At 68.2% G+C, this 21,978-nt stretch carries 21 protein-coding genes and 1 pseudogene; 13 read left to right on the top strand and 9 right to left on the bottom strand.

Annotation, left to right across the window (positions count from 1 at the left end; genetic code table 11):
* The first annotated feature begins 116 nt into the window (after positions 1-116).
* The 6 genes and pseudogenes from FY251_RS01865 to FY251_RS24205 all read left to right on the top strand — a co-directional run bounded on the left by FY251_RS01865 (position 117) and on the right by FY251_RS24205 (position 8,433).
* Positions 117-1,117, top strand: a protein-coding gene (locus FY251_RS01865; protein WP_148413205.1) for an IS630 family transposase whose coding sequence is annotated in 2 segments (ribosomal slippage) — positions 117-609 and positions 609-1,117 — 1,002 coding nt in all. Because the reading frame shifts where the segments join, the coding sequence is not laid out codon by codon here.
* Positions 1,118-1,229: 112 nt separating this feature from the next.
* Complete coding sequence (locus FY251_RS01860) at positions 1,230-1,706, top strand: type IV pilin (RefSeq protein WP_148413204.1); 477 nt, start codon at positions 1,230-1,232, stop codon at positions 1,704-1,706.
* A gap of 228 nt (positions 1,707-1,934) precedes the next feature.
* On the top strand, positions 1,935-3,854 hold the full coding sequence (locus FY251_RS01855; RefSeq protein ID WP_148413203.1) for a DEAD/DEAH box helicase: 1,920 nt from the start codon (positions 1,935-1,937) through the stop codon (positions 3,852-3,854).
* A 108-nt stretch (positions 3,855-3,962) separates the two neighbouring features.
* Positions 3,963-5,207, top strand: coding sequence for a type III ribulose-bisphosphate carboxylase (rbcL, locus tag FY251_RS01850; RefSeq protein ID WP_148413202.1), 1,245 nt, complete (start codon positions 3,963-3,965; stop codon positions 5,205-5,207).
* 280 nt (positions 5,208-5,487) lie between these two features.
* A pseudogene (locus FY251_RS24210) lies at positions 5,488-7,218 on the top strand (cache domain-containing protein); the annotation flags it as partial.
* Positions 7,213-8,433, top strand: a complete 1,221-nt coding sequence (locus tag FY251_RS24205) for a methyl-accepting chemotaxis protein (protein ID WP_394349421.1) — start codon at positions 7,213-7,215, stop codon at positions 8,431-8,433. The pseudogene FY251_RS24210 and the gene FY251_RS24205, both read left to right, overlap by 6 nt.
* Before the next feature lie 56 nt (positions 8,434-8,489).
* On the opposite strand, the gene FY251_RS01840 is transcribed toward FY251_RS24205, so the two are convergent.
* The gene (locus tag FY251_RS01840) at positions 8,490-10,187 is read right to left on the bottom strand and encodes an NADH-quinone oxidoreductase subunit D (RefSeq protein ID WP_148413200.1); all 1,698 of its coding nucleotides are present in this window, start codon (positions 10,185-10,187) and stop codon (positions 8,490-8,492) included.
* Positions 10,188-10,284: 97 nt separating this feature from the next.
* Here FY251_RS01840 and FY251_RS01835 point away from each other — a divergent pair, with 97 nt between their 5' ends.
* On the top strand, positions 10,285-10,947 hold the full coding sequence (locus FY251_RS01835; RefSeq protein WP_148413199.1) for a helix-turn-helix domain-containing protein: 663 nt from the start codon (positions 10,285-10,287) through the stop codon (positions 10,945-10,947).
* Positions 10,948-10,983: 36 nt separating this feature from the next.
* Here FY251_RS01835 and FY251_RS01830 read toward each other — a convergent pair whose 3' ends face one another.
* The 6 genes from FY251_RS01830 to FY251_RS01805 form a co-directional block, all read right to left on the bottom strand.
* Positions 10,984-11,955 carry a ribose 1,5-bisphosphate isomerase gene (locus FY251_RS01830; protein WP_148413198.1) on the bottom strand — a complete coding sequence of 324 codons (972 nt, stop codon included), beginning with the start codon at positions 11,953-11,955 and terminating at the stop codon, positions 10,984-10,986.
* A gap of 49 nt (positions 11,956-12,004) precedes the next feature.
* Positions 12,005-13,483, bottom strand: a complete 1,479-nt coding sequence (locus tag FY251_RS01825; protein WP_148413197.1) for an AMP phosphorylase — start codon at positions 13,481-13,483, stop codon at positions 12,005-12,007.
* A gap of 60 nt (positions 13,484-13,543) precedes the next feature.
* The gene (gene trxA / locus FY251_RS01820; protein ID WP_148413196.1) at positions 13,544-13,969 is read right to left on the bottom strand and encodes a thioredoxin; all 426 of its coding nucleotides are present in this window, start codon (positions 13,967-13,969) and stop codon (positions 13,544-13,546) included.
* Positions 13,970-14,179: 210 nt separating this feature from the next.
* Positions 14,180-14,473: a hypothetical protein gene (locus FY251_RS01815; protein ID WP_148413195.1), complete on the bottom strand. Its 294-nt coding sequence runs from the start codon at positions 14,471-14,473 to the stop codon at positions 14,180-14,182.
* A complete protein-coding gene (locus tag FY251_RS01810; RefSeq protein ID WP_148413194.1) occupies positions 14,473-14,847 on the bottom strand; it encodes a helix-turn-helix domain-containing protein in 375 nt (124 codons plus the stop codon). The genes FY251_RS01815 and FY251_RS01810 overlap by 1 nt, the downstream gene beginning before the upstream one ends.
* A 27-nt stretch (positions 14,848-14,874) precedes the next feature.
* Positions 14,875-16,221 (bottom strand): NADH:flavin oxidoreductase, encoded by a 1,347-nt coding sequence (locus FY251_RS01805; protein ID WP_148413193.1) that lies wholly within the window; start codon positions 16,219-16,221, stop codon positions 14,875-14,877.
* 94 nt (positions 16,222-16,315) lie between these two features.
* Here FY251_RS01805 and FY251_RS01800 point away from each other — a divergent pair, with 94 nt between their 5' ends.
* Positions 16,316-17,344, top strand: coding sequence for a succinylglutamate desuccinylase/aspartoacylase family protein (locus FY251_RS01800; protein ID WP_148413192.1), 1,029 nt, complete (start codon positions 16,316-16,318; stop codon positions 17,342-17,344).
* 58 nt (positions 17,345-17,402) lie between these two features.
* Here the strand turns inward: FY251_RS01800 and FY251_RS01795 are convergent, their stop codons facing one another.
* Together FY251_RS01795 and FY251_RS01790 are read right to left on the bottom strand one after the other, a co-directional pair.
* The gene (locus FY251_RS01795) at positions 17,403-17,624 is read right to left on the bottom strand and encodes a hypothetical protein (protein WP_148413590.1); all 222 of its coding nucleotides are present in this window, start codon (positions 17,622-17,624) and stop codon (positions 17,403-17,405) included.
* A gap of 69 nt (positions 17,625-17,693) precedes the next feature.
* Positions 17,694-18,539: an aldo/keto reductase gene (locus FY251_RS01790; RefSeq protein WP_148413191.1), complete on the bottom strand. Its 846-nt coding sequence runs from the start codon at positions 18,537-18,539 to the stop codon at positions 17,694-17,696.
* A 113-nt stretch (positions 18,540-18,652) separates the two neighbouring features.
* On the opposite strand from FY251_RS01790, the gene FY251_RS01785 reads away from it, so the two are divergent.
* The 5 genes from FY251_RS01785 to FY251_RS01770 all read left to right on the top strand — a co-directional run bounded on the left by FY251_RS01785 (position 18,653) and on the right by FY251_RS01770 (position 21,930).
* Positions 18,653-19,339: a YqjF family protein gene (locus tag FY251_RS01785; protein ID WP_148413190.1), complete on the top strand. Its 687-nt coding sequence runs from the start codon at positions 18,653-18,655 to the stop codon at positions 19,337-19,339.
* 111 nt (positions 19,340-19,450) lie between these two features.
* A complete protein-coding gene (locus FY251_RS01780; protein ID WP_008573466.1) occupies positions 19,451-19,897 on the top strand; it encodes a hypothetical protein in 447 nt (148 codons plus the stop codon).
* A 106-nt stretch (positions 19,898-20,003) separates the two neighbouring features.
* Entirely contained in the window at positions 20,004-20,129 is a 126-nt protein-coding gene (locus FY251_RS23010; protein WP_255516580.1) for a hypothetical protein, read from the top strand.
* A complete protein-coding gene (locus FY251_RS01775; RefSeq protein WP_148413189.1) occupies positions 20,126-21,163 on the top strand; it encodes a metallophosphoesterase in 1,038 nt (345 codons plus the stop codon). The genes FY251_RS23010 and FY251_RS01775 overlap by 4 nt, the downstream gene beginning before the upstream one ends.
* Positions 21,154-21,930: a hypothetical protein gene (locus FY251_RS01770; RefSeq protein WP_148413188.1), complete on the top strand. Its 777-nt coding sequence runs from the start codon at positions 21,154-21,156 to the stop codon at positions 21,928-21,930. Before FY251_RS01775 ends, FY251_RS01770 begins: the two co-directional genes overlap by 10 nt.
* Positions 21,931-21,978: the final 48 nt, after the last annotated feature.

Below are 21,978 nucleotides of genomic sequence, written 5' to 3'. Positions count from 1 at the left end.
TCGCCTGCGTTTCATGATTCTTTACTGAACAGTGTGCTAGTGCTGAACGTGATTTTTGTTGTTGTTTACTATAGTAATCGTTAGAACTTTTTACTCAAAATATCTTGCAAGAGATAATGAACCATCTTGACGAGATTTCCGTCGAGGAATTGCAAGACGCTCTCGACAACGTGGACGGAAAGAAGCCGACACAACGGCTCTTAGCAGCTATCGCGTACAAGAACGGTGTCACGCAGACCGAGCTAGCCCAGTGGTACGATGTTCAACGCCGGACGATCTACAGCTGGCTCAAGCGACTCGACACCAACGAGTCGCTTGAGCAAGCCGTTTCTGATGATAAACGAACTGGAAGGAAGCGAAAACTTTCAGAAACACAGCAAAGCGAATTTCAAGAGACCGTCCACGAACCTCCTGAAGAAGTCGGGCTCGACGCGCCGGCGTGGACGCCGGCGCTTGCCCAAGAGTTTCTCGAGGAAACATACGGCGTCGAGTATTCAATCCCGAGTTGTCGGCGGTTGCTGAAAGAAGCGGGATTGAGTTATCAGAAACCACGCCGGAAAGCTGCCGAAGCTGCTGAAACCGAGCAAGAAGCGTTCTACGAAGAACTCAAAAAAAGCGGCGGGAGATGGACGCCACCGTAGTCTGTATTGACCAAACTAAGAAATCCGTACAAGTCGAGCCGCGTGCCGCGTGGTTTCCGCGCGGCACGCGGCCCTCGGTCGAACTCTCTGGCCAACGCGACTGGACGTGTCTGCTGGGTGCGATCACCGAGGACGGTGATCGCTTCTTCTCACGATTCGAAGAGTACGTTACCGCTGAACACGCGAAACATTTCATTTTAGCACTATGTAAAGAATTTGAAGATGACTTGCTCGTGGTGCTGGACGGAGCGCCGTATTTCCAAGCGTCGGCCGTCACGGACCTAGCGGCCCGTGACGACCTCGCATTCGTGACACTTCCATCGTACTCACCGGAGTTGAATCCGGTCGAAGAATGCTGGAGACAGCTGCAAAAGGCTCTTAGCAACCGCTTCTTTGACTCGCTCGATGAGCTAACAACAGCGATCGACACCGCTCTCGACAAACTCTCTGTTCCTAAAGTGAGCAACTACTTCTAGTGCCTACTATAGGTTAGATTTATGTTCCCGACGGCCAATGTAGCAACCATACATACCGCATTCCGGGTGGGATTTCCGCGGATAAACCGCGTATGTATACGACATACAAACCATGAAACTCAAACAACTATTCGCAGACGACGACGCGGTGTCGCCGGTCATCGGTGTGATTCTGATGGTCGCGATTACCGTCATCCTCGCGGCCGTCATCGGGACGTTCGTGTTGGGACTGGGCGAACAGACCGCGACCGCTCCGCAGGCGAGCTTCAGCTTCGACTACAACCAGAGTAGCGCAGATTACCTCAACATCACCCACGAGAGCGGTGGCGCAATCGACTCGGACCAGCTGAACATCACGACGGGTGTCGGCATCTACGCACCTGATGAAGCAACCGGGGATGCAGCGGAGAGTCGAACCTGGACCGCACTAAACGGTGATACGCAAACCGACGTGACGGCGGGGACCTCGGTCACCATCATACCCGAGGACGGCGAATCGCTCTCCGACCAGACCGTCCGCATCGTCTGGACCGACGAAGCGGGGTCGAGCTCTGCGACCCTCCAGCGGTGGTCCGGCCCCGACGCGTAACGAACCACGAGCCGATTCCGCGATAATCGGCCACCCCGCGGCCGACGACATCTCGATTTTTCATCACCGCATCGCCCCGAGAGTTCCGACTGTCGCACCGCCGCCACCGACAGCCACTGACCGTCTTCCACGCCGGGTCCTCGCCGCCCGAACGCCGGACCGACCGGTGGCCGATGAACTCCCGTCGGCGAAGATACTTATGTGAGTCCGCCACGAGAACTGTCACAGATGCGCGTGCGCGACCTCCCGCTGTCGGCGGCCCTCGTCTCCCACTACGAGTCGAACGGTATCGAGGAGCTGTATCCGCCGCAGGCCGCCGCCGTCGACGCCGGCGTCGCGGCGGGCGGCCGCGTCGTCGCCGCCATTCCGACCGCCAGCGGCAAGACGTTCATCGCGGAACTCGCCATGCTCACCGCCGACGGGCCGGCGCTGTACATCGTCCCGCTTCGCGCGCTCGCCCGCGAGAAGTACGAGACGTTCGACCAACTCCCCGGCGTGAGCGTCGGTATCTCCACCGGCGACTTCGACGCGGCCGAGGAGGAACTCGGCGACCACGACATCGTGGTCGCCACGAGCGAGAAAGTCGACTCCGCGATTCGAAACGGCGCGCCGTGGGTCGAACGGCTCGCCTGCGTCGTCGTCGACGAGGTCCACCTGCTCGGCGCGCCGGGTCGCGGGCCGACGCTCGAAGTGACGCTTTCGACACTCCAGCGCCGCGTCCCCGACCTCCAACTGGTCGCCCTCTCGGCGACCGTCGATAACCCCGAAGCCATCGCCGACTGGCTCGACGCGGACCTCGTCGAGAGCACGTGGCGACCCGTCTCGCTCCGCACCGGCGTCTACGCCGACGAGTCCGTCGAGTTCGACGACGGCACCGACCTCGACGTGGCCGTTCCCCCGACCGGGCCGAACGACGACGAGGCCACCGAAGCGACCGTCGCGCTCGTCGAGGACGCGGTCGAGGCGGGCGGGCAGTGTCTCGCGTTCGTCCGGTCGCGCCGCGAGGCCGAGGCGCTCGCCGACCGCCTCGCCGACGAGGACCTCTCGCCCGCGCCCGCCCTCGGCGACGAACTCGACGAACTCGGGGCCACCGCGACCGGCCGCCAGCTCTCGGAGTGCGCCCGCACCGGCGTCGGCTTCCACCACGCCGGCCTGCGGAGCGCCCACCGCGTCGCCGTCGAGAACGCGTTTCGGGACCGCCGGCTCGCGGTCATCTGCGCGACGCCGACGCTCGCCGCCGGGGTGAACGTCCCCGCTCGCCGGGTCGTCATCCGCGACCAGAAGCGCTACACCGGCGACGCGATGGAGTGGATTCCCGTCCTCGACGTGCACCAGATGTGCGGCCGCGCCGGTCGCCCGCACCTCGACCCGTTCGGCGAGGCCGTCCTCGTCGGCGACGCGGACACGAAGGCGGAACTGTTCGACCGCTACGTCACCGCCGACGCGGAGGCTGTCGACTCGCAGTTCGCCGACCCCGAGGCGCTCCGGACGCACGTCCTCTCGGTCGTCGCCTCCGGGTTCGCCGACAGCCTCGACGGCGTCGCCGACGTGTTCTCGGCGACCTACTACGCCCACCAGAACCCGAACGTCGACCTCGCGGAACTCGTTGCCGACGTGGTCTCGGACCTCGAAACGATGGAGCTCCTCGACGCGTCGGCAGGGTCGCTGTCGGCGACGACGCTGGGCGCACAGACCTCCAGACAGTACGTCTCGCCGACGACCGGGGCGCGCATCGTCTCGGGCATCCGCACCATCGAGGGGATGGCCGACGAGCACGTCACCGCCCGGACCGCCTTGGAAGTCGTCTGCGACACGCCCGACATGCACGACACCTACCTCGGCAACCAAGAGCGGGCGCAGATGTACCAGTACGCCCGGAGCTACGCCGCGGAGTTCACGACCGCGATGCACGACGCCGACCCCTTCGAGGAGTGGCTGACGGCGGTCAAGACCGCCCGCATCCTCCACGAGTGGACCGAGGGCTCGGACATCGAGGAACTCGTCGAGCGCTACCGAATCGGACCGGGCGACGTGGAGTCCCGCGTCGAGCGCGCCGAGTGGTTGCTGGGCGCGGCCGACGCGCTCTGTACCGCCCTCGACACCGACGTGCCCGAGTTCCGCGAGGTCCGGGCGCTGCTGTCGCCCTGACGCGGAGGGTCGAATCCTCGCCGCTCGCCGAACCGTTCCCCTTCGCGTCGAGGGGCCAAAGTCGCTTCGGGATGCCGTTTTAAGCTTCGCGGGAGCGTAGGCGAGGCTATGGGTATCACGTACGAAGACTTCCTCGACCTCGACTACGAACCGACCGACGAGGACCTCGTCTGCACCTTCCGCATCGACCCCGCGACGGGGATGTCGACGGAGGCGGCGGCGAGTCGCGTGGCCTCTGAGTCCTCCAACGGCACGTGGGCGGCCCTCCAGACCGGCACGGACTTCACCGACATGGGCGCGACGACGTTCGACATCGACGGCGATCTGATTCGGGTCGCCTACCCCGCCGGGCTGTTCGAACCCGGCAACATGCCGCAGGTGCTGTCGTGCATCGCCGGCAACATCATGGGCATGAAGGCGGTCGACACGATTCGCCTCCTCGACTGCGAGTGGCCCGAGTCGGTCGTCTCGGCGTACCCCGGCCCGCTGTACGGGTCGTCGGTCCGCGAGGAGATATTCGGCGTCACCGACCGCCCCATCACGGCGACGGTCCCCAAGCCGAAAGTCGGTCTCTCGACGGCCGCCCACGCGCAGGTCGGCTACGACGCGTGGGTCGGCGGCGTCGACCTCCTGAAGGACGACGAGAACCTGACCGACCAGGCGTTCAACCCCTTCTCCGACCGCCTGACCGAGTCGCTGTCGCTCCGCGACGACGCCGAAGACGAGACGGGCGAGACGAAGTCCTACCTCATCAACGTCACCGCCGACACCCGGACGATGCTCGACCGGGTCGACGAGGTGGCCGCGCAGGGCGGCGAGTACGTCATGGTGGACATCATCACCGCGGGGTGGGCGGGCCTCCAGACCGTCCGCGAGCGCACCGAGAAACACGGCATCGCAATCCACGCCCACCGCGCCATGCACGCCGCCTTCGACCGGCTGCCGGCCCACGGCGTCTCGATGCGGGTGCTCGCGCAGATAAGCCGCCTCTGCGGCGTCGACCAACTCCACACCGGAACCGCCGGCCTCGGCAAACTCGCGAACGAGGACACCGTCGGCATCAACGACTGGCTCGCGGGCGACCTCTACGGGACGACCGACGTGCTGCCGGTCGCCTCGGGCGGCCTCCACCCCGGCCTGCTCCCCGACCTGCTCGACGCCACGGGGACGAACGTCTGCGTCCAACTCGGCGGCGGCATCCACGGCCACCCCGACGGCACCCGCGCGGGCGCGGTGGCGCTTCGGTCGGCCATCGACGCCTACGTCGAGGGGCGCTCTATCGCCGAGGCCGCCGAGGAGACGCCCGAACTCGCGGTCGCCCTCGATAAGTGGGGGACCGAGACGCCGCGGTAGAGTCAGCGGTGGCGGCGCGGGGTTCCCCGTGTTCGCAACGTTTGCTATTTCGTGACAACTGTTCGAAATTTATTGAGCGATTACTGCAATACCGAGTGAGCATCGACCCGTTAGTCCGCGTCGTCCCGAATCGGTTCGGCGTTCGAATATCGGAGATAATAATTGGCGCGTGAGTTTTATACGGTCGTTCAGGCAGAGCTAGATTCAGAGCGATTCGGCTACTTCCGGGGTGTTTGGCGCGTATTGGGGGACACCGTGGACTGCCGACATCATCCAAATCATGAAGATACGAACGAAACTTATCGCGCTCTGTCTCGCCATCTCGTTGATTCCCGTGGCGGTCGTGGGGGTCGCAGGCGTACAGGGAATGAATAGCATTGGAAGTTATGCACAAGACCAAAGCGAGGCGACGCTCGAATCGCAGATCACCGGCGACCTGAACCACACCGTCGCCGCCCGGCAAGAGGAGATCCAGAACCTGCTCGACGCCCGCCGAATCGACGCCCTCGCGCTGGCGAACTCGGCGCCGGTGCAGAACTACGAGGCCGCCCGCGCCGGCGAGATGGAACTCGTCCAAGAACAGAGTCAAGCGCAGTTGGGGTACATGGCGCTCCAGATGCGGGCCACCGTCGAGACCACGAAACAGACGGTGCTCGCGAACCAGTACGGCGGACAGGACTGGGAGGACCTCACGCCGGCGCAGCAACGACAGGTGAAAGACCGAGTCGAGGCGCGCATCGCCGGCACGGCGGGAAGCGGCGTCCAACAGGGCGGGACGCTCTCCGACGCGTTCCGACCGGGCTACGTCGGGTCGACCGGCTACGCGTTCGTCCTGAACGGCGACCTCGACTTCGTCGTCCACCACAGCCTCGAAGACGGGGTCAACGCCGTCGACGACGCCGAGATAGCGGCGTTCAATCAGGTCCCATCCGAAATCGAGTCCAACCCCGCCGTCCGCGACGGCGAGGAGTGGGGCATCGTCGAGTACGAGTGGGAAGACACCACTCAGGAGGGCAACCCCGTCGAGGAGAAGTTCGTCGCGTACGCCTACCACGAGGACTTCGACTGGGTGCTCGCGCCGAGCGTCTACTACTACGAGCTGCAGACGGCCGCCGTCGCCGACGCCCGCGGCCAGATTAACGACTCGTTTCGGAGTTACCTCGAAACCCGCACCGTGACCATCGACGGCGAGGAACGCCCCGCCTACGACGAGGTGCTGTTCACCGACGAGAACGGGCAGGGAATCGTCCAAGCGACGCGCACGGACGACGGCATCGCCACCGAGTCGGTGGCCGACACCTCGTTCGCGGACGAGGCGTGGTTCGAGAGCGCGGCCAGGCTTCAGGAAGGCGAAATCCAAGTCAGTGAGGTGGTACCGACCGACGACGGGACCACGGTCTACGTCACCGCGCCGGTCTACCACGAGAACGAACTCACGGGGACCATCACGCTCCAGTTCAACTTCGACCTCCTCAACGTGCTCATCGACGACATCACGGTCGGCGAAACCGGCCACATGAGCGTCGTGAGCGAAGGGGGTGCGCTTCTGACTGACCCGAAGGAATCGCTCGGAACCGTCGAGGGCGAAGTCGCCGAGAACCTCTCTGCCGGTCTCGTCCAGCGCGGCCTCACCACCTACGAGACGGCCGGCGAAAGCGGTGACTCGGCCCGGTACTTCGTCGGGTACGCACCGCTCCACTTCGGCAACGGGCAGTACAAACTCGTCGCGACCGTCCCCGAGTCCGACGTGACGGGACCGGTCGAACAGCTCGGACAGGCGATGAACGACCGCGCAGACACCTCCCGGAACATCATCCTGCTGTTGATGGTCGGCATCGCCGTGGTCGTCGTCGGCGTCGGCTACGCCGCAGCGCGGTACTTCTCGGAGCCGATCGAGGCGCTTCGGGACCGCGCGCAGTCGCTCGCCCGCGGGCGGTTCGACGACGGCGAGGACATCGACGCCAACGACGACGAACTCGGCGAACTCGTCGAGGCGTTCGACGACATGCAGGAGAACCTCCAACGGCAGGTCTCGGCGCTCCGAACCGCGGGGACGGAACTCGGCGACGGCAACCTCGACCAGGACCTCCGGACCGACCTCCCCGGCGAGTTCGGGGCCATCATGTCCGACCTCGACACCGGGATTCAGAAGCTACAGGACGGCTTCGTCGAGGTGCAGTCCGTCGCCGACGAGTTCGCGGCGGTGAGCAACGAGACGGTGTCGAGCGCGAAGGAAATCGAGTCCGCGAGTCAGGAGACCGCGCGGTCGGTCGAGGAAATCGCCCACGGCGCGGAACAGCAGACCGAGCGGCTCCAGACGGTCGCCGACGAGATGAACGACCTCTCTGCGACCATCGAGGAGGTCGCCGCCTCCGCCGACGGCGTCGTCCAGTCCGCCAACGAGGCCGTGTCGCTCGCCGACGAGGGGCGCGAACACGCCGCGGAGGCGACAGACGAGATATCGACCATCGAGACCGAGGCCGACGAGGCGGTCGAGCGGGTCGAAGCCCTCGGCGAGCAGGTGGGCGAAATCAACGAAATCGTCCAGCTCATCAACGACATCGCGGAGCAGACGGACCTGCTCGCGCTCAACGCCTCCATCGAGGCCGCCCGCGCGGGCGAGGCCGGCGAGGGCTTCGCCGTCGTCGCCAACGAGATCAAGGCGCTCGCCAAGGAGGCCAGCCAGGCCACGGACGAGGTCGAGTCCCGAATCGACGAGGTGCGCGAGAGCGCCGACGGCACGGTCGACGACATGCAGTCCATGCAGGAGAGCGTCGAGAGCGGCTCGGAGACCATCGGCAGTGCAATCGAGATGTTCGACCACATCTCCGGGGCGATTCGAGAGGCCGAACACGGCGTCGAGGAGATATCGCAGGCGACCGAGAACCAGGCCGTCTCGACCGAGGAGGTCGTCTCGATGGTCGACGACGTGTCGAGCGTGAGCGAGGAGACCACCTCGGAGACGGCGACGGTCTCTGCGGCGACCGAAGAGCAGACCGCCGCGATAAACGAGGTCACGCGGAACATCCAGCAGGTGTCGGAGTCCGCCCAGTCGCTCAACGATCTCGTCGGCCGCTTCGACGTCGGAAACGGCGGCGGAAGCGAACGCGGCGGCGACGCTCCCGCGTCGGCCGGCACGACCCCCGACGGGTCGCCGCCGCCGGGCCCACAGGCCGTCGCCGACGGCTCGGGTGAGGGGACCGGTCCCTCGCCGTCGGACGACTGAGTCAGCGACCGCGACCCCGTCGCCGACTGCGACGCGACCCGTCGGCCCGACGACGACTACCGGTCTACTTCTCCCATTATCGTGTCGAGACTCCCGAGCGCCGCGATGAGGTCCGGGACGTACTCGCCTTCGGCCATCTCGGGGAGCGCCTGGAGGTTCGAAAACGAGGGGCCGCGAATCTTGAACCGCGCGGGGGTGTCGGTGCCGTCGGCGCGGATGTAGATTCCCAACTCCCCTTTCGCGGCCTCGACGGCGCGGTACACCTCGGTGTCGTCGTCCGGTTTGATGGTTCGCGGGACGTTCGACTGGATAGTCCGTTCGTCCTCGGGCCAGCCTTCGAGCAGGTCGACACACTGAGCGACGATGCTGGCCGACTCCTCGACCTCGCGGAGGCGGACGAGCAGGCGCGCGAAGTTGTCGCAGTCGTCCTCGACGGCGACCGCCCAGTCGAGTTCGTCGTAGTAGCCGTAGGGATCGTCGCGCCGGAGGTCGTAATCGATGCCGGAGCCGCGGGCGACCGGCCCCGTCACGCCGTAGTCCTTCGCCACCTCGGGCGGGAGGATACCGGTGTCGACCGTGCGGGCCTGCAGAATCTCGTTCGCCGTCAGGAGGTCGCGGTACTCGCGTAACTTCTCGGGGAGGCCGTCGACGAACGCCCGGACCTTCTCGAAGAACTCCTCGCGGGGCTCGGGGAGGTCCCAGACGACCCCGCCGAGCCGGAAGTAGTTGAACATCAGCCGCTGACCCGTGAGGTCTTCGAGGATGTTCTGGACGAGTTCGCGGTCCCGCATGGCGTACATGAACGTCGCCGTGAAGTCGCCGATGACGTCGAGGGCGTACGCGCCGACCGCGAGCATGTGCGAGAGGATGCGGCTCAGTTCGGCCGCCAGCGTCCGGAGCACCTGCGCGTACTCGGGCACGTCGATGTCCGCCAGCGCCTCGGCGGTGCGGGCGTAGGCCCACTCGTTCAGGAGGCCGCCGCCGCCCCAGTCCCAGCGGTCGGGGTACGGCATAATCTGGTGTCGGTAGGTTCCCCGCTGGCACATCTGCTCCTCGCAGCGGTGGATGTAGCCGATATCGGGCTCGACGTCGGCGACCTGCTCGCCGTCCAGCGCGACCTGCAGGTGCATCACGCCGTGGGTCGCCGGGTGGTGCGGCCCGATGTTGAGAAGCATCGTGTTCGTGTCCGCGCGGCCGTCCTCGGCCAGCGGGTTCGCGTTCTCGTCGTACCGGACGACTTGGGGGCGCGTCTGGTCGTAGTCCAGCCCGAGCGGGTGGCCCTGCCACGTCTCCGGCAGGAGGATGCGGCGCAGGTCCGGGTGGTCGTCGTACCGGATGCCGACGAGGTCGTACGCCTCCCGTTCGTGCCAGTCAGCCGTCCGAAACACCGGCGCGGCCGATTCGCTCACCGGGTCCGAGCGGGGCGTCGGGACGACGACGCTCGCCTCTCGGGTCGGGTCGTCGTAGGACTTCAGGTGATAGACGGACTCGTAGCGGTCCTCGTACTCCTGTGCGGTCACACACGAGAGATGGTCGAGGCCGAGACCGTCGCGGAGGGCCGAAAGCGACGACTGCACCGCGTCGGGGCGAATCTGCACCGCGGGCGCGTGGACGTGCTCCTCGGTGGCGAGGGCGGCGTCGCCCAACGCCCGCCGGAGCGCGTCGGCGTCGAGGGGACCGGAGGCGTCGTCGGCGGCGGGCGCGGCGGGGTCGTCGTCGGACTCGGGGGGCTGCTGCGGGCGTTCGAGTGACATGGCGGCTGACACCCGTTCGTTCGCCCGGGCGTCGGTTCGGCGTTCTGCCTCACCAGTGCGGCCAGTTTTTATGTCGCGGTCGAATCAACCCGCTGGCATGAAATCCGTCAGGCTTCGCTTCGCGCCCGACGACGAGCAGCTGCACCCGATGCACGAGTTCGTCGCCGACCACGAGGCGTTCGAGCGGACCGAACTCCACCACTGGAACCCGACGGTGACGGACAGGAACACCATCGTCTTCGAGGTGTTCGGCTCCGCCATCGAGGCCTACGAGGCGGCGCTCGCGGAGACAGAGCGCATCCGGTCGTACGAGGTCTCACAGCTCCCCGGCGACTCGTTTTTCATCGTGGTGAACGAGCGACTCGACCCGGCGGGCGCGAGGCAGACGGCGGCCGTCACGCGGGGCGACCTCATCGTCGTCCCGCCGGTCGTCTTCGACGGCGACGGCACGGTGTCGGTGACGCTCGTCGGCACCGACGACACCCTCCAGTCGGCGGTCGAGGAGATGCCCGAGGGCCGCGGTCTGGAAATCGTGCGGGTCCGGGAGTACACGGGGCCGGGGAGCGTTTCGGCCGGGTCGCTGTCGCCCCGCCAGCGCGAGGCCGTCGAGGCCGCCGTCGACTGCGGCTACTACCGCGAGCCGCGGACCGGGTCGGTCGCCGACGTGGCCGCCCGGCTCGACTGCTCGACGAGCACCGCGGCGGAGCACCTGCGAAAGGCGGAGATGAAAGTCATGGGCGACCTCGTCGGCGGGCCGTGACTGCGTGTCGGCCCGCGACGACGGGTCGGGGCCTGCCTATGGTTCGGCTCGCGCCTCCGGTTCCGCCCACGGCTCCGAGGTTCCCTCGCCGAACAGTTCCCGCATCAGGATGACGATGCTCTCGGGCGGGAACTGCCCGCGTTCTGTGACGATGGCGTCGACGTAGCGCGGCGGCGTCACGTCGAACGCGGGGTTCTTGACGGTCGGGTTGCCGAGCTCCGCGAGCGTCTCGTCGTCGACGACCTCCGCGGTGTCGCGCATCTCGATATCGACGGTGTGGCCGGTCATCGTCCCCGGGTGGAGCTTGAGCGTCTGGGCGGCGACCATGATGGGCGTCCCGCGGTCGCGGGCGTTGACCGCGAGCCCGCTCGTTCCGATTTTGTTGACGACGCTCCCGTCGGCCGCGACGGCGTCCGCGCCGACGAGCACGTGGTCCACGTCGTTGAGGTAGCGCCGCGCCGCCGAGTCGACGATGAGCGTGACGGGCACGCCCAGTTCGTCGAGTCGCTTCGCGGTGATGTGGCCCTGATTCCGGGGTCGCGTCTCCTTGACGACGGCCTCGATGTGTTTCCCCTGCTCGACCGCCGCCTCGACGCACGCCAGCGCGTCCGTCGAGTGGCAGTGGGTCATGATGGTGTCGCCGTCGCGGAGGCGGTTCGCGCCGACCTCGCCGAGGTCGGATTGGGCGCGTTCGAGGCGGTCGCAGAACTCGTCGGCCGAGTCGACGACGGTCTGTCGCAGTCCCTCGACGGTCGTGCTCGACGTGCCGCGGAGGACGTACCGGAGGGCGTTGGGGAGGCTCACCGCGGTCGGCCGCGTCTCGTAGAGCGCTCGCGCGGCCGAGCGGAGTTCGGCCCGGAACGCCTCGGCGTCGGCGGCGTCGCTCTCCGTGGCCTGCGTCCGGAGCGCCCGCGCGGCCGCGTCGGCGATGGTCGCCGCGCCGCGAGTCTCCATCGTGTCGATTTCCGTCGCGGTGCGCCGGACCTCGGGATGTACGCGGTCGTCCATGCGGGAACTACGGGCGTCGGACGCAAAAAGGTCGCCGCGGAACCGGCGTTCAGACCCGGTCGACCAGCGCCTCGTCGGGGTGTCGGACCCGGACGGTCTCGACGCGCTCGGTGAGCGCCTTCGCGTCGGCGAGCTTGTCCTCGGACTCGGCGTGGACCGTAAACAGCGTCTCGCCGCTGGCGGCCATCTCGCCGACGCGGCGGTGGAGTTCGAGGCCCGCCCCGGGGTCTCGCGGCGCGCCGGCCCGGCGGGCGACCTCGTTGACGAGGCGGTTGTTGATGTGCGTGACCACGCCGTCGCGGTCGGCTCTGACCGCGACGGTGTGCCGGCCCGGCGAGAGGTCGGCGGCCTCCACGTCGGGGTCGCCGTTCTGCGCGGCGAGTATCCCGCGGAAGGTTTCCTCGGCCTGCCCCGAGTCCAGAATCTCGGCGGCGTCGGCGTCGACGCCGACGGACTCGAACAGCAGGTCGGCGAGGCGGACCGCTTTCATCCGCAGGTCGTTCGGGCCGCCGCCGGCGAGCGTGGCGAGGACCTCGCGGGCTTCGAGCACGGGGCCGACGCCGCGGCCGACCGGGGCGGCCCCGTTCGTGATGGCGCACTCGACGGCCATCCCGAGGTGGTCGCCGACGCGGTTGAAATCCTCCGCGAGTTCGCGCGCCTCGGCGAGGCTCTCGACTTTCGCGCCCTCGCCGTAGGGGATGTCGACGACGACGTTGGTCGAGCCGGCGCTCTTCTTCTTCGAGAGGACGGAGGCGATGAGCTGGCCCTTCGGGTCGATGGAAAGCGGCGTCTCGGCGCGGATGATGCGGTCGTCGACCGGCGAGAGGTTCACCGCGCCGCCCCAGACGAGACAGCCGCCGGTCTCCCCGACGATGTCGCGTATCTCCGCGACGGAGAACTCCACGTCGCAGAGGACCTCCATCGTGTCGGCGGTGCCCGCCGCGGAGGTGACGGCCCGCGAGGAGGTCTTCGGAATCTTCAGCCCCGCCGCGGCGACGATGGAAACGAGAATCGGCGTGACGCGGTTGCCCGCGACGCCCCCGATGGAGTGTTTGTCGGCGATGACCGGCTCCTCCCACGCGATGGTCTCGCCCACGTCGGCCATCGACTCCGTGAGGTGCATCGTCTCTTCGAGGGACAGCCCGTTCGTGTAGGTCGCGGAGACGTACGCCCCGAGTTCCACGTCGGCGAGGCGCTCCTCGTAGATGTCGCGGACGATTCGCGAGAGTTCGTCGGCTTCGAGTTCGATGTCGTCGAGCTTCTTGCGGATGTAGTACACCGAGTCGGGTTGCGGCGCGACCGACACCTCGACCGCGCCTTCGAGGTGGTCGAGGCGGCGCGTCACGCCGAGGGTCCCCTCGGAGACGAGTTCGTCCGTCAGCTCGACGATGCCGATGGTCGTCCCCCCGCCCCGACGCAGTTGGACGCGTTCGAGCGCGTGGACCCCGAGTTCGGCCGCGTCGCTCTCGTTCAGGAGGACCGTCGGCGACCGGGTGCCGATGTCGATGTGCTCGGCGACGAGTTGCATACCCGAAGGTCGGACGAGAGCGTCAATAAATCGACCCCGAGTCCCGGGGACGGAGGACGCTTACGCGAGCTGCGCGTCGACGAGGCCCTTCAGGTCGTCGTAGCCGCGGACGCCGACGAGCTGTTCGACCGCCTCGCCGTCGGCGAAAAGCACCATCGTCGGGACGCCCCGGACCTGGTACTGGGCGGCGAGCTCCTGGTTCGCGTCCACGTCGACCTTGGCGACCGCGGCGTCGGTGTTCTGTGCGAGCTTCTTCACCGTGGGTTCGAGCATCTTGCACGGGCCGCACCAGTCCGCGTAGAAGTCGACGAGCACCACGTCGTTCGAGGCGACGGCGTCTTCCAGCTCTTCTGCGCCGTCGACGTGGATGGGCTCTGCCGGAGAAGCGGCGGCTTCTTTCGCCGCACTCCCGCCGTCTCCGCGGAGCTTGGATTCGAGTTGTTCGCGTTTCTGCTTCCGGATGTCGTTCAGTTCGTCGTCGGACATACCTACCGATACCGGCCGCTACCTAATAACGGTTTTGCACGGTTAGAGCAATAATACCTCGCCGCGAGACCGACGGTAGCACGTGGCTCGGTTCGGAGCGACGTGGCGACGCGCGACCGGACGAAGGAGAAACGGCGGAGAGCGCGACCGCGAGTCACGGGTTGATTCGAAGGCGGTTCGACGGGTTCGGAGGCGGTCTCCCGGACGAGGTCACTCGACGTACAGCGAGTAGGTGATGACCGCGAAGCCGAGGAGCGTCAGCACCGAGTCGAAGAGCAGTCCGGTGGCGAGGTCGACGTTGAGAATCACGTCGAGCGCGCCGCCGAGCATCGCGCCGAGCGTGACGACGCCGAATCCGAGCGCGAGCGCGCGGAGCGACGCCGCACCGGTGTTCCGGTACGCCTTGTAGCTGAAGTAGGTGATGAGCCCGCCGAGCACGAGGATGCCCGTCTTGACGACGATAATCATCGTCGCAATCGTCGGCGAGGCGCTGAGGTGCCCCATCAGGTCTCCCTCCGGACCCGCGACCAGATGTCCGCGAGGCGTTCGTCGGGCGTCTGCTCGGGGCGGCCGACCGCGACGTCGAAGTCGCGGTCCTCGTCGAGGGCGATTCGCACCTCGTCGAAGGCGACCTCGTAGGTCGTCGCGTGGTGACCGTCGGCACGAATCTGGGTCCCCTCGGCGAGGAGCGCCGCCTCGGTGAGCAGGTCCAGCTTCCTGTACGTCGTCGAAAGCGGGATGTCACACGTGTCTGAGATTTCGCTTGCCGTCATGGGTTCTTCGAGTCCTCTGATGATGGCTCGGGCGTCCGCGTCGTCGAGCGCGTCGAGCACCGCCGTCAGTTCGGCCGACTCCATCGCGGACCGGTCGCGCGCCATTACCCAGACTCACCGACGAGAGCCTTATTAACTCTCCGGGTCGGGTTCGTCTCTATCCGCCGCTTCGGGGCCTGTGTCGTACGCGCCCTCCATTCTGAGGGTTCCCGCGCGGGCCAACACCGCGGGCGTTCGACAGACGCCCGGCGCGCCCGTCGCCTGCGGCACCGCGCAGTTGTTGCAGTTCTCGCAGACGACCCGCGTGTCGGCCGAGACGTCGCGGCCGAGCAGTCGCGCCGGGAGTTCCGGTTCGGCGTAGAACGGTCGGGCCATCCCGACCGCGTCGCAGGCGTCGCCGAGCAGTCGGTCGATGTCGCCCCGCTCGCGGATGCCGCCCTCGCAGAGCACGGGCACCGAGACGGCGTCGCGGACGCGGCGACACAGGTCGGCGTTCCACGCCGGGTCGAAGTCGTACCACGCCGCCTCGATTCGGTTGCCGAGCTCGACGAGTCGCGCGCGAAGCGGGCCGCCGAAGGCCGCGGCGTAGCCGTCGCGGTAGCGGTCGTCGCGCCACGCGCGGGCCGGGAACGACCCGCGGACGATGCTCGCGTCCCAGAACACCGACCCCGAGACGGGGACGAGCGCGTCGTAGCCCTCCTCGTCGAGACGGCGACAGATTGCGACCGCGTCGTCCTCGGTCAAGCGTCTGCGGATGCCGGGCGGCGCGGCCGTCTCGGCCGGCACTTTCGTCATGAGCGGCACGTCGCCCGCCCGCGACCGAACCTCGTCGGCGACGACCTCCAGAAACCGGACGCCGTCGCCGAACTCGTCGTTCCGGCGGTTGTAGAACGGCGAGAGGAACTGGTGGACGACGCCCATGTTCGCGCCGGCGACGTGGACCGCGTCGTAGCCGGCGTCGACGGCCATCGCCGCGGAGCGGCCGAAGTCGGCGGCGAGGTCGTACACCTCGTCGGTCGTCATGACGTGCGCGTCGTAGTCGAGAAACCCGAGGGCGTCGAGGAGCCTGAGGAGCCGCGGCGGCCGGGAGACGGCGAGCTGTCGCAGGTCGGGGTGGTCGCGCCGGTACTCGGCGTGCCACGTCTCCATGCTCCGCAGGCCGCCGTACTCCAACTGGACCGCGACGGCCGCGCCGTGGTCGTGGAGTCGCTCCGTCACCGCCGACAGCGACGCCGCGAACTCCGGGTCGGCGATGCGGGTCATCCCCGGCGCGGCACAGCCGCCCGTCTCGCGGACGATGGTCGCGCCCTGACAGACGAGTCCCGCGCCGGCCCGCGCGGCGGGTTCGAGTTCGGCCGCGAGGCGCTCGGGCGCGTCGGGGCCGGTTCCCGCGCATTCGAGCACCGGCGCGCGGTAGAGCCGGTTTCGGAGCGTGAGCCCGCCGATGTCGAGCGGGTCGTCGAGCCGAGGAGTCGCCATGAGAGCAACGTGGCGCGCGAGCGACGTAAATCGAACCGACGCGGCGGTCGGTCGCCGGTCAACCTTCTTCCCCGTCGGTGCCGATGAACGTCCCATGGACCCCGAACCGTTCAGGTACGACTCGGAGGTGCCGCCGGGCGAGGTGCGACACCTCAGGTACGAAATCAGCGAGACGTACCTCGGCGACCCCGTCGAGATACCCGTCACCGTCATCAACGGCGAGCACGGCGGGCCCTCGGTCTTCATGACCGCGGCGCTCCACGGCGACGAACTCAACGGCGTGAAGGTGATGCAGGAGGTCGCGAGCCGGTACAACCCCGCCGATATCCACGGCACCATCGTCTGCATCCACGTGGCGAACGTCCCCGGCTACCTCGCCCAACAGCGTTACATCCCCATCTACGACCTCGACCTGAACCGGTCGTTCCCCGGCCGCGACGGCGCGAACACCGCAGAGCGCATGGCGAACCAGATCTACCGCCGGTTCGTCGAGCCCTGCGACCTCGGCATCGACTTCCACACCTCGACGCGCAACCGGACGACCATGTACCACGTCCGCGCCGACATGAACCGACCCGAGGTCGCCCGCCTCGCGCGGTCGTTCGGCGCGAACCTCATCCTCTCGGGCGAGGCCGAGGCGAGTTCGCTCCGCACCGTCGCCACCAACGACGGGATTCCGACCATCACCGTCGAGATGGGCCGCGCCCACCGCTTCCAGCCCGCGATGGTCGACCGCGCGCTCGACGGCGTCGAGAGCGTCCTCGCCGAGTACGGCGTCCTCCCGGACGAGGCGGTCAGCTGGCCGGGGTGGACCCGCGTCATCGACTCCGCGACCGACAAGACGTGGCTCCGCGCCGACGTGGGCGGCCTCGTCGAGATGCAGTACGGCGACGTGCCGCTGGTCCACGAGGGCGACACCATCTGCACCATCTCGGACCACTTCAAGACGAGAGAAAAGCGCGTCTCTGCGCCCTTTACCGGCCTCGTCGCCGGCGTCCTCCAGAACCCGGTCGCCGCGCCCGGCCACCCGCTTTGTCACCTCGTCAGCGTCGACGACGCGACGCTCCGCGAGATAGAGCGCGAAATCGAGGCCGGCGAGTTCACGGAACGCCCGTGGAGTTAGGCGAGGCGAGATGAGGCGAGGCGACTCGGACGCGGTCGCGTCGCACCCGCCCACTCGGTCAGTCGTCCGCGCCGACCTGCTCGTGGGTGTGGTGGAAAAACCGGACGTGCGGCCGCCCGTCGCGTTCGACCGGCTCGAAGCAGACCCGCCGGTAGCGCTCGTTGTCGAGGAGGTTGACGAGCAGACCGCGGTCGTGGAGCGAAACGGAGTCGTACTGCGTCGAGCAGACCGGACACAGCTCCGGGCCGGCGTCTCCGTTGGCGACTCCGTCGACGTCGATTTCCCCCGCCGACGGGTCCGGGTCGGTCGCGTCGCGCACGTCGCGCGCCACCACGGTTAGGCCTCCACGTCAGGCCAGCCGGTCCATGTCCTCGTCGTCGAGGTCGATGTGCGAGGCCGCCACGTTGTCGCGGAGGTGCGAGACGCTGGACGTGCCGGGGATGGGGAGCATCACGTCCGAGCGGTGCAGGAGCCACGCGAGGGCGATCTGCTGGGGCGTCGCGTCGTGTTTCGCCGCGACCGCGGCGACGGCGTCGGCCCGCTCGCCGAGGTCGCCCGCGCCGAGCGGGTACCACGGGATGAAGCCGATGCCGTACTCCTCGCAGGCGTCGAGGCTCGCCTCGAACTCGCGGTCGCCGACGTTGAAACGGTTCTGGACCGTGGCGATGTCGACGATGTCGCGCGCCTCGTCGAGCTGTTCGACCGAGACGTTCGAGAGGCCGACGTGCCGAATCAGGCCCTCGTCTTTCAGCTCGGCGAGCGCGTGGACCGAGTCCTCGAAGGGGACGTGCGGGTCGGGGCGGTGGAGCTGATAGAGGTCGATGGTGTCCACGCGGAGTCGGTCGAGGCTCCCGAGGACGGCGTTTCGCAGGTAGTCGGGGTCGCCGTTGGGCTTCCACTCGCCGTCGGTGTTGCGGAGCAGGCCGCCCTTCGTGGCGACCACGAGGTCATCGGGGTAGGGTGCGAGCGCGTCGCCGATGAGGCGCTCGGAGACGGCGGGGCCGTAGGAGTCCGCCGTGTCGATGAGGTCGACGCCGTGGACGAGCGACTCGTGGAGGACCTTCTTCGCGTTCTCCACGTCGTCCGGCTCGCCGATGATGTCGTCGCCGGTGATGCGCATCGCGCCGAAGCCGAGTCGGTGAACCGTGAGGTCGCCGCCGATATCGAACGTGCCGCTGGCGTTTTCGAGTCCCATGGATGACAGTTCGTCGCCAGACACGTGTGCGTTTCGCTGGGGGAAATCGACCGCGGCTTCCCGACCGCCGCGACCGCCGAAACCCACACCCCCCGTCGGACCGAACGGTCGCTATGGACCTCCTGTCGATGCGCTGGCGGCACACGCTGTTCGCCCACTGGTCGGTCGCCCCCGAACTCGTGGAGCCGCGACTCCCCGACCGACTCTCGGTGGCCACCCGCGACGGGCGGGCGTGGCTCGGCGTCGTCTCGTTCGACATGACGGACATCCGCCCGCGCGGGTCGCCCGTCGGGTTGGGGTTCCCCGAGGTGAACCTCCGGACCTACGTCGAACCCGCCGACGGCGGCCCCCGCGGCGTCTACTTCTTCACCCTCGACGCCGCGGACCGCCTCGGCGTGACGATGGCCCGACTGGGCTACCGACTCCCGTACCACTACGCGAGCATCTCGGTCGAGGAACGAGACGGCGCGGTCGACTACGAGAGCTACCGGCCGGCGACCGTCGAGACGCCGGAGGCGCGGTTCGAGGCGACCTACCGACCGACCGGCGAGGTCCGAACCCTCGACCCCGGGTCGCTCGACGCGTTCCTCGTCGAGAACTACCGCTTTTACACGGACGACTGGCCCGTCGTCATCGGCGATATCGACCACGACCCGTGGCCGATACAGGACGTCGAAGCCGAGATTCGCGCGAACACGATGTTCGAGGCCTGCGGCTTCGACCACCCCGGCGGCGACCCGATACTCCACTACGCGGCCGCCCTCGACGTGACGGCGAAGCCGCCCGCGGTGCTTCGGTGAGGTCGGTGGATTCGGCGAGGACACTCATTCGCCGCGTGCGCGCTGTCGGGCCGCCTGTCCCGACCGCCCGAAGGTGAAACCTTCAAGCATCGCTGAACTAACCCGACGGACATGGCACTCATCGACACCGTGATGGCAACGCTCCACCTCGTCGTCGGCGGTCTCTGGACGGGGAGCGTCCTCTTTTTCGCGCTCGCCGTGCTGCCGACCGCCCGCGCCGGGAACATCCGCGCCGCCGCGTTCGAATCGGTCGTCTCGCGGCTGACGATGTGGTCCCGCGGGGCCTCGCTCGTGATGTTCGCGACCGGCGGCCACCTCGCGGGCACGCGCTACACCGCCGAGAGCCTGTTCGGCTCCGGCCGCGGCCACCTCGTCCTCGGGATGCTCGCGCTCTGGTTCGTCCTGACCGGCCTCGTCGAAGTCGGCCGGGCCCGCGCGAAAGACGGCCTCGCGGAGAAGAAGGTCCGCACGCCGGCCGAGAAGGCCGCGCCGTTCTACCTCGGTGCCGCGCTCGTCGCCGTTCTCCTCCTCGTCGACGCCGGCCTGCTCCTCAACTGACTCCGGCCTCGACTCCCGAGGGCTCCGTAGAGTATCCATATCTACGTTCGAAAATATATATTCTGTACGACATGTTTATGGGCTCGGTCCGGGTGAGTCCACGTGTATGCACGGGGACGAGACGCGCGCCACCGAGTCGCCGCTTCGAATCGAGCTGTGTCCCGACACCGGGCGGATACGCGTCCGCCGGGAGACCGCGCTGGGGACGTTCACGCGGACCATCGACCGATGAGTCCGGATGCCTCGCCGACCATCGGGGAGACGCCGGTCGGGAGGTCGGCCGAGCGCGGTCCCGGTCCGGTGCTCGCGCGCCTCGCACGACCGGTCTCGGAGACGCCGACCCGACTCGCGGTGGTCGCCGACCCCCACGTCACGCCGACGGGTTCCGGCACGTGGAAAGTCTACCACCGGAGCGAGACGCGGCTTCGGACCGCCGTCTCGACCGTCGCCGACCTCGACGTCGACGCGACGGTCCTGCTCGGCGACCTGACCCGCGACGGCCGCCCCGAGGAGTACGATGCCGTCGACGAAATCCTCCGCGACCTGCCGGGGCCGCGGGTCGCGGTTCCCGGCAACCACGACGTTCCGAAGCGCTGGGACGACTACGACGGCCCGACGCCGGCCGAGTTCGCGGCGCGCTACGCCGACGACGCCCTCCCGTTCGTCCGCCGGGTCGGCGGCGTCGACGTCGTCGGTCTCGACTCCGCCGGCGGCGGTCCGGACCTCCCGCTCACCGACACCCACGAGGGGGCCGTTCCCGACTCCCAACTCCGCTGGCTCGACACGGTCCTCGCTGACGCGACGAACCCCGTCGTCGCCCTCCACCACAACGTCTTCCACCCCCGCCGCCACACCGGCCAGTTCCCCGACGGCGACTTCTACCAGCTCCGCAACGCCGACGAACTCGCCGCGGTGCTCGCGCGCCACGACGTGCCGCTCGTGCTCTCCGGGCACATCCACTGGCCCGCGACGGCCGTGAGAGCCGGCGTCCGCGAACTCATCGCCCCGGCGACCTGCTCGTTTCCGCAGTCGTTCGTCCTCGTCGACGTCGACCGCCGCGGAACGACCGTCCGACTCGTCCCGCTCGCGGGACCGAAGGGCATGGCCGAGGCGTACACGCTCGCCGCCGCCGGGGCCGCCCACGGGCAGGGCATCGCCGCGCACGCCGACCGCGGACAGCTGTCGGCGCTCCCGCTCGTCGACGAGCGGACGCCGCCGAGACGGGTCGTCGGCTCGGACGTTCCGGGGGCGGTTCGATGGCGGTGACCCTCGACCACCTCGACGACGCCCGAAGCGCCCTCCGCGCCGAGCGTCGCCGCTGCGTGGACGAACGCGAGGCGTTCCGGGCGTTCCGCCGTGAGGTCGCCGCGTCGCGGGCGACGGCGTCGACTCCGAATCGGGCCCCCGCGGCCGCGACGCTCGTGGGCCAGCGGGGCGGCCGGACCGGACCCGACGCCGCGCTCTCCGGTCTGCGCCGGAGCTACGAGCGGACCGTGATGTCCGTCCCGCACTACGACGAGGAGTACGGCGACTCCTTCGAGGAGAGCCTCGCGGCCGAGTTCGGCCCGGACGTGGCGACCGCGTTCCGGTCCGCCAGCGTCCTCTCACCGCCGCTCCGGCGCACGATTGCGGCGGCGGCCGCCTCGTCGCTGGACGAGCGCGAGCGGTTCGTCGAAGTCGTCGACGAGGAGGCCGAGTCGGTGGCGTCGATGCGCGACGATATCGAAGCCCTCCTCGGCCGGCTCGGCGACCTCGACCGGACGCCGCTGTCCGAACGCGGCTTCGACCCGCTGTTGGCGCTCTACGAGGAGCTTTCGGCGCTCCGCGAGCGACTCGAAGAACTCGTCGCGGCGCGACAGGAGACGATTTCACACCACCGACGGGCGCTCTCGGCGCTGGTGCCGGACGTGACGGAGTTCTTCTACGCCGACCTGTCGGTCCGGTACCCGGTGCTCGCGACGCTCGCGGCGGTCGGCGCGACGCTCGACACCGCGACCCGACGGGTCGAACGCCGGCTCGCCGCCACCCCGTAAGCCGATTCCGCCCCGGCCACAGTTATTTATCCGTTCGAGGAGACGCCG

Source organism: Haloferax sp. KTX1 (assembly GCF_902410085.1).
GTDB lineage: Archaea > Halobacteriota > Halobacteria > Halobacteriales > Haloferacaceae > Haloferax > Haloferax massiliensis.
The sequence above is the reverse complement of the archived record's forward strand: the minus strand, read 5'-3'. Positions and strand labels throughout refer to the sequence as shown.

Bases quoted from the DNA above. Each gene is read 5' to 3' on its own strand.
- FY251_RS01860 (WP_148413204.1), top strand. From the start codon at position 1,230: ATGAAACTCAAACAACTATTCGCAGACGACGACGCGGTGTCGCCGGTC.
- FY251_RS01855 (WP_148413203.1), top strand. From the start codon at position 1,935: ATGCGCGTGCGCGACCTCCCGCTGTCGGCGGCCCTCGTCTCCCACTAC.
- rbcL (WP_148413202.1), top strand. From the start codon at position 3,963: ATGGGTATCACGTACGAAGACTTCCTCGACCTCGACTACGAACCGACC.
- FY251_RS24205 (WP_394349421.1), top strand. From the start codon at position 7,213: ATGCAGGAGAACCTCCAACGGCAGGTCTCGGCGCTCCGAACCGCGGGG.
- FY251_RS01840 (WP_148413200.1), bottom strand. From the start codon at position 10,187: ATGTCACTCGAACGCCCGCAGCAGCCCCCCGAGTCCGACGACGACCCC.
- FY251_RS01835 (WP_148413199.1), top strand. From the start codon at position 10,285: ATGAAATCCGTCAGGCTTCGCTTCGCGCCCGACGACGAGCAGCTGCAC.
- FY251_RS01830 (WP_148413198.1), bottom strand. From the start codon at position 11,955: ATGGACGACCGCGTACATCCCGAGGTCCGGCGCACCGCGACGGAAATC.
- FY251_RS01825 (WP_148413197.1), bottom strand. From the start codon at position 13,483: ATGCAACTCGTCGCCGAGCACATCGACATCGGCACCCGGTCGCCGACG.
- trxA (WP_148413196.1), bottom strand. From the start codon at position 13,969: ATGTCCGACGACGAACTGAACGACATCCGGAAGCAGAAACGCGAACAA.
- FY251_RS01815 (WP_148413195.1), bottom strand. From the start codon at position 14,473: ATGGGGCACCTCAGCGCCTCGCCGACGATTGCGACGATGATTATCGTC.
- FY251_RS01810 (WP_148413194.1), bottom strand. From the start codon at position 14,847: ATGGCGCGCGACCGGTCCGCGATGGAGTCGGCCGAACTGACGGCGGTG.
- FY251_RS01805 (WP_148413193.1), bottom strand. From the start codon at position 16,221: ATGGCGACTCCTCGGCTCGACGACCCGCTCGACATCGGCGGGCTCACG.
- FY251_RS01800 (WP_148413192.1), top strand. From the start codon at position 16,316: ATGGACCCCGAACCGTTCAGGTACGACTCGGAGGTGCCGCCGGGCGAG.
- FY251_RS01790 (WP_148413191.1), bottom strand. From the start codon at position 18,539: ATGGGACTCGAAAACGCCAGCGGCACGTTCGATATCGGCGGCGACCTC.
- FY251_RS01785 (WP_148413190.1), top strand. From the start codon at position 18,653: ATGGACCTCCTGTCGATGCGCTGGCGGCACACGCTGTTCGCCCACTGG.
- FY251_RS01780 (WP_008573466.1), top strand. From the start codon at position 19,451: ATGGCACTCATCGACACCGTGATGGCAACGCTCCACCTCGTCGTCGGC.
- FY251_RS23010 (WP_255516580.1), top strand. From the start codon at position 20,004: ATGCACGGGGACGAGACGCGCGCCACCGAGTCGCCGCTTCGAATCGAG.
- FY251_RS01775 (WP_148413189.1), top strand. From the start codon at position 20,126: ATGAGTCCGGATGCCTCGCCGACCATCGGGGAGACGCCGGTCGGGAGG.
- FY251_RS01770 (WP_148413188.1), top strand. From the start codon at position 21,154: ATGGCGGTGACCCTCGACCACCTCGACGACGCCCGAAGCGCCCTCCGC.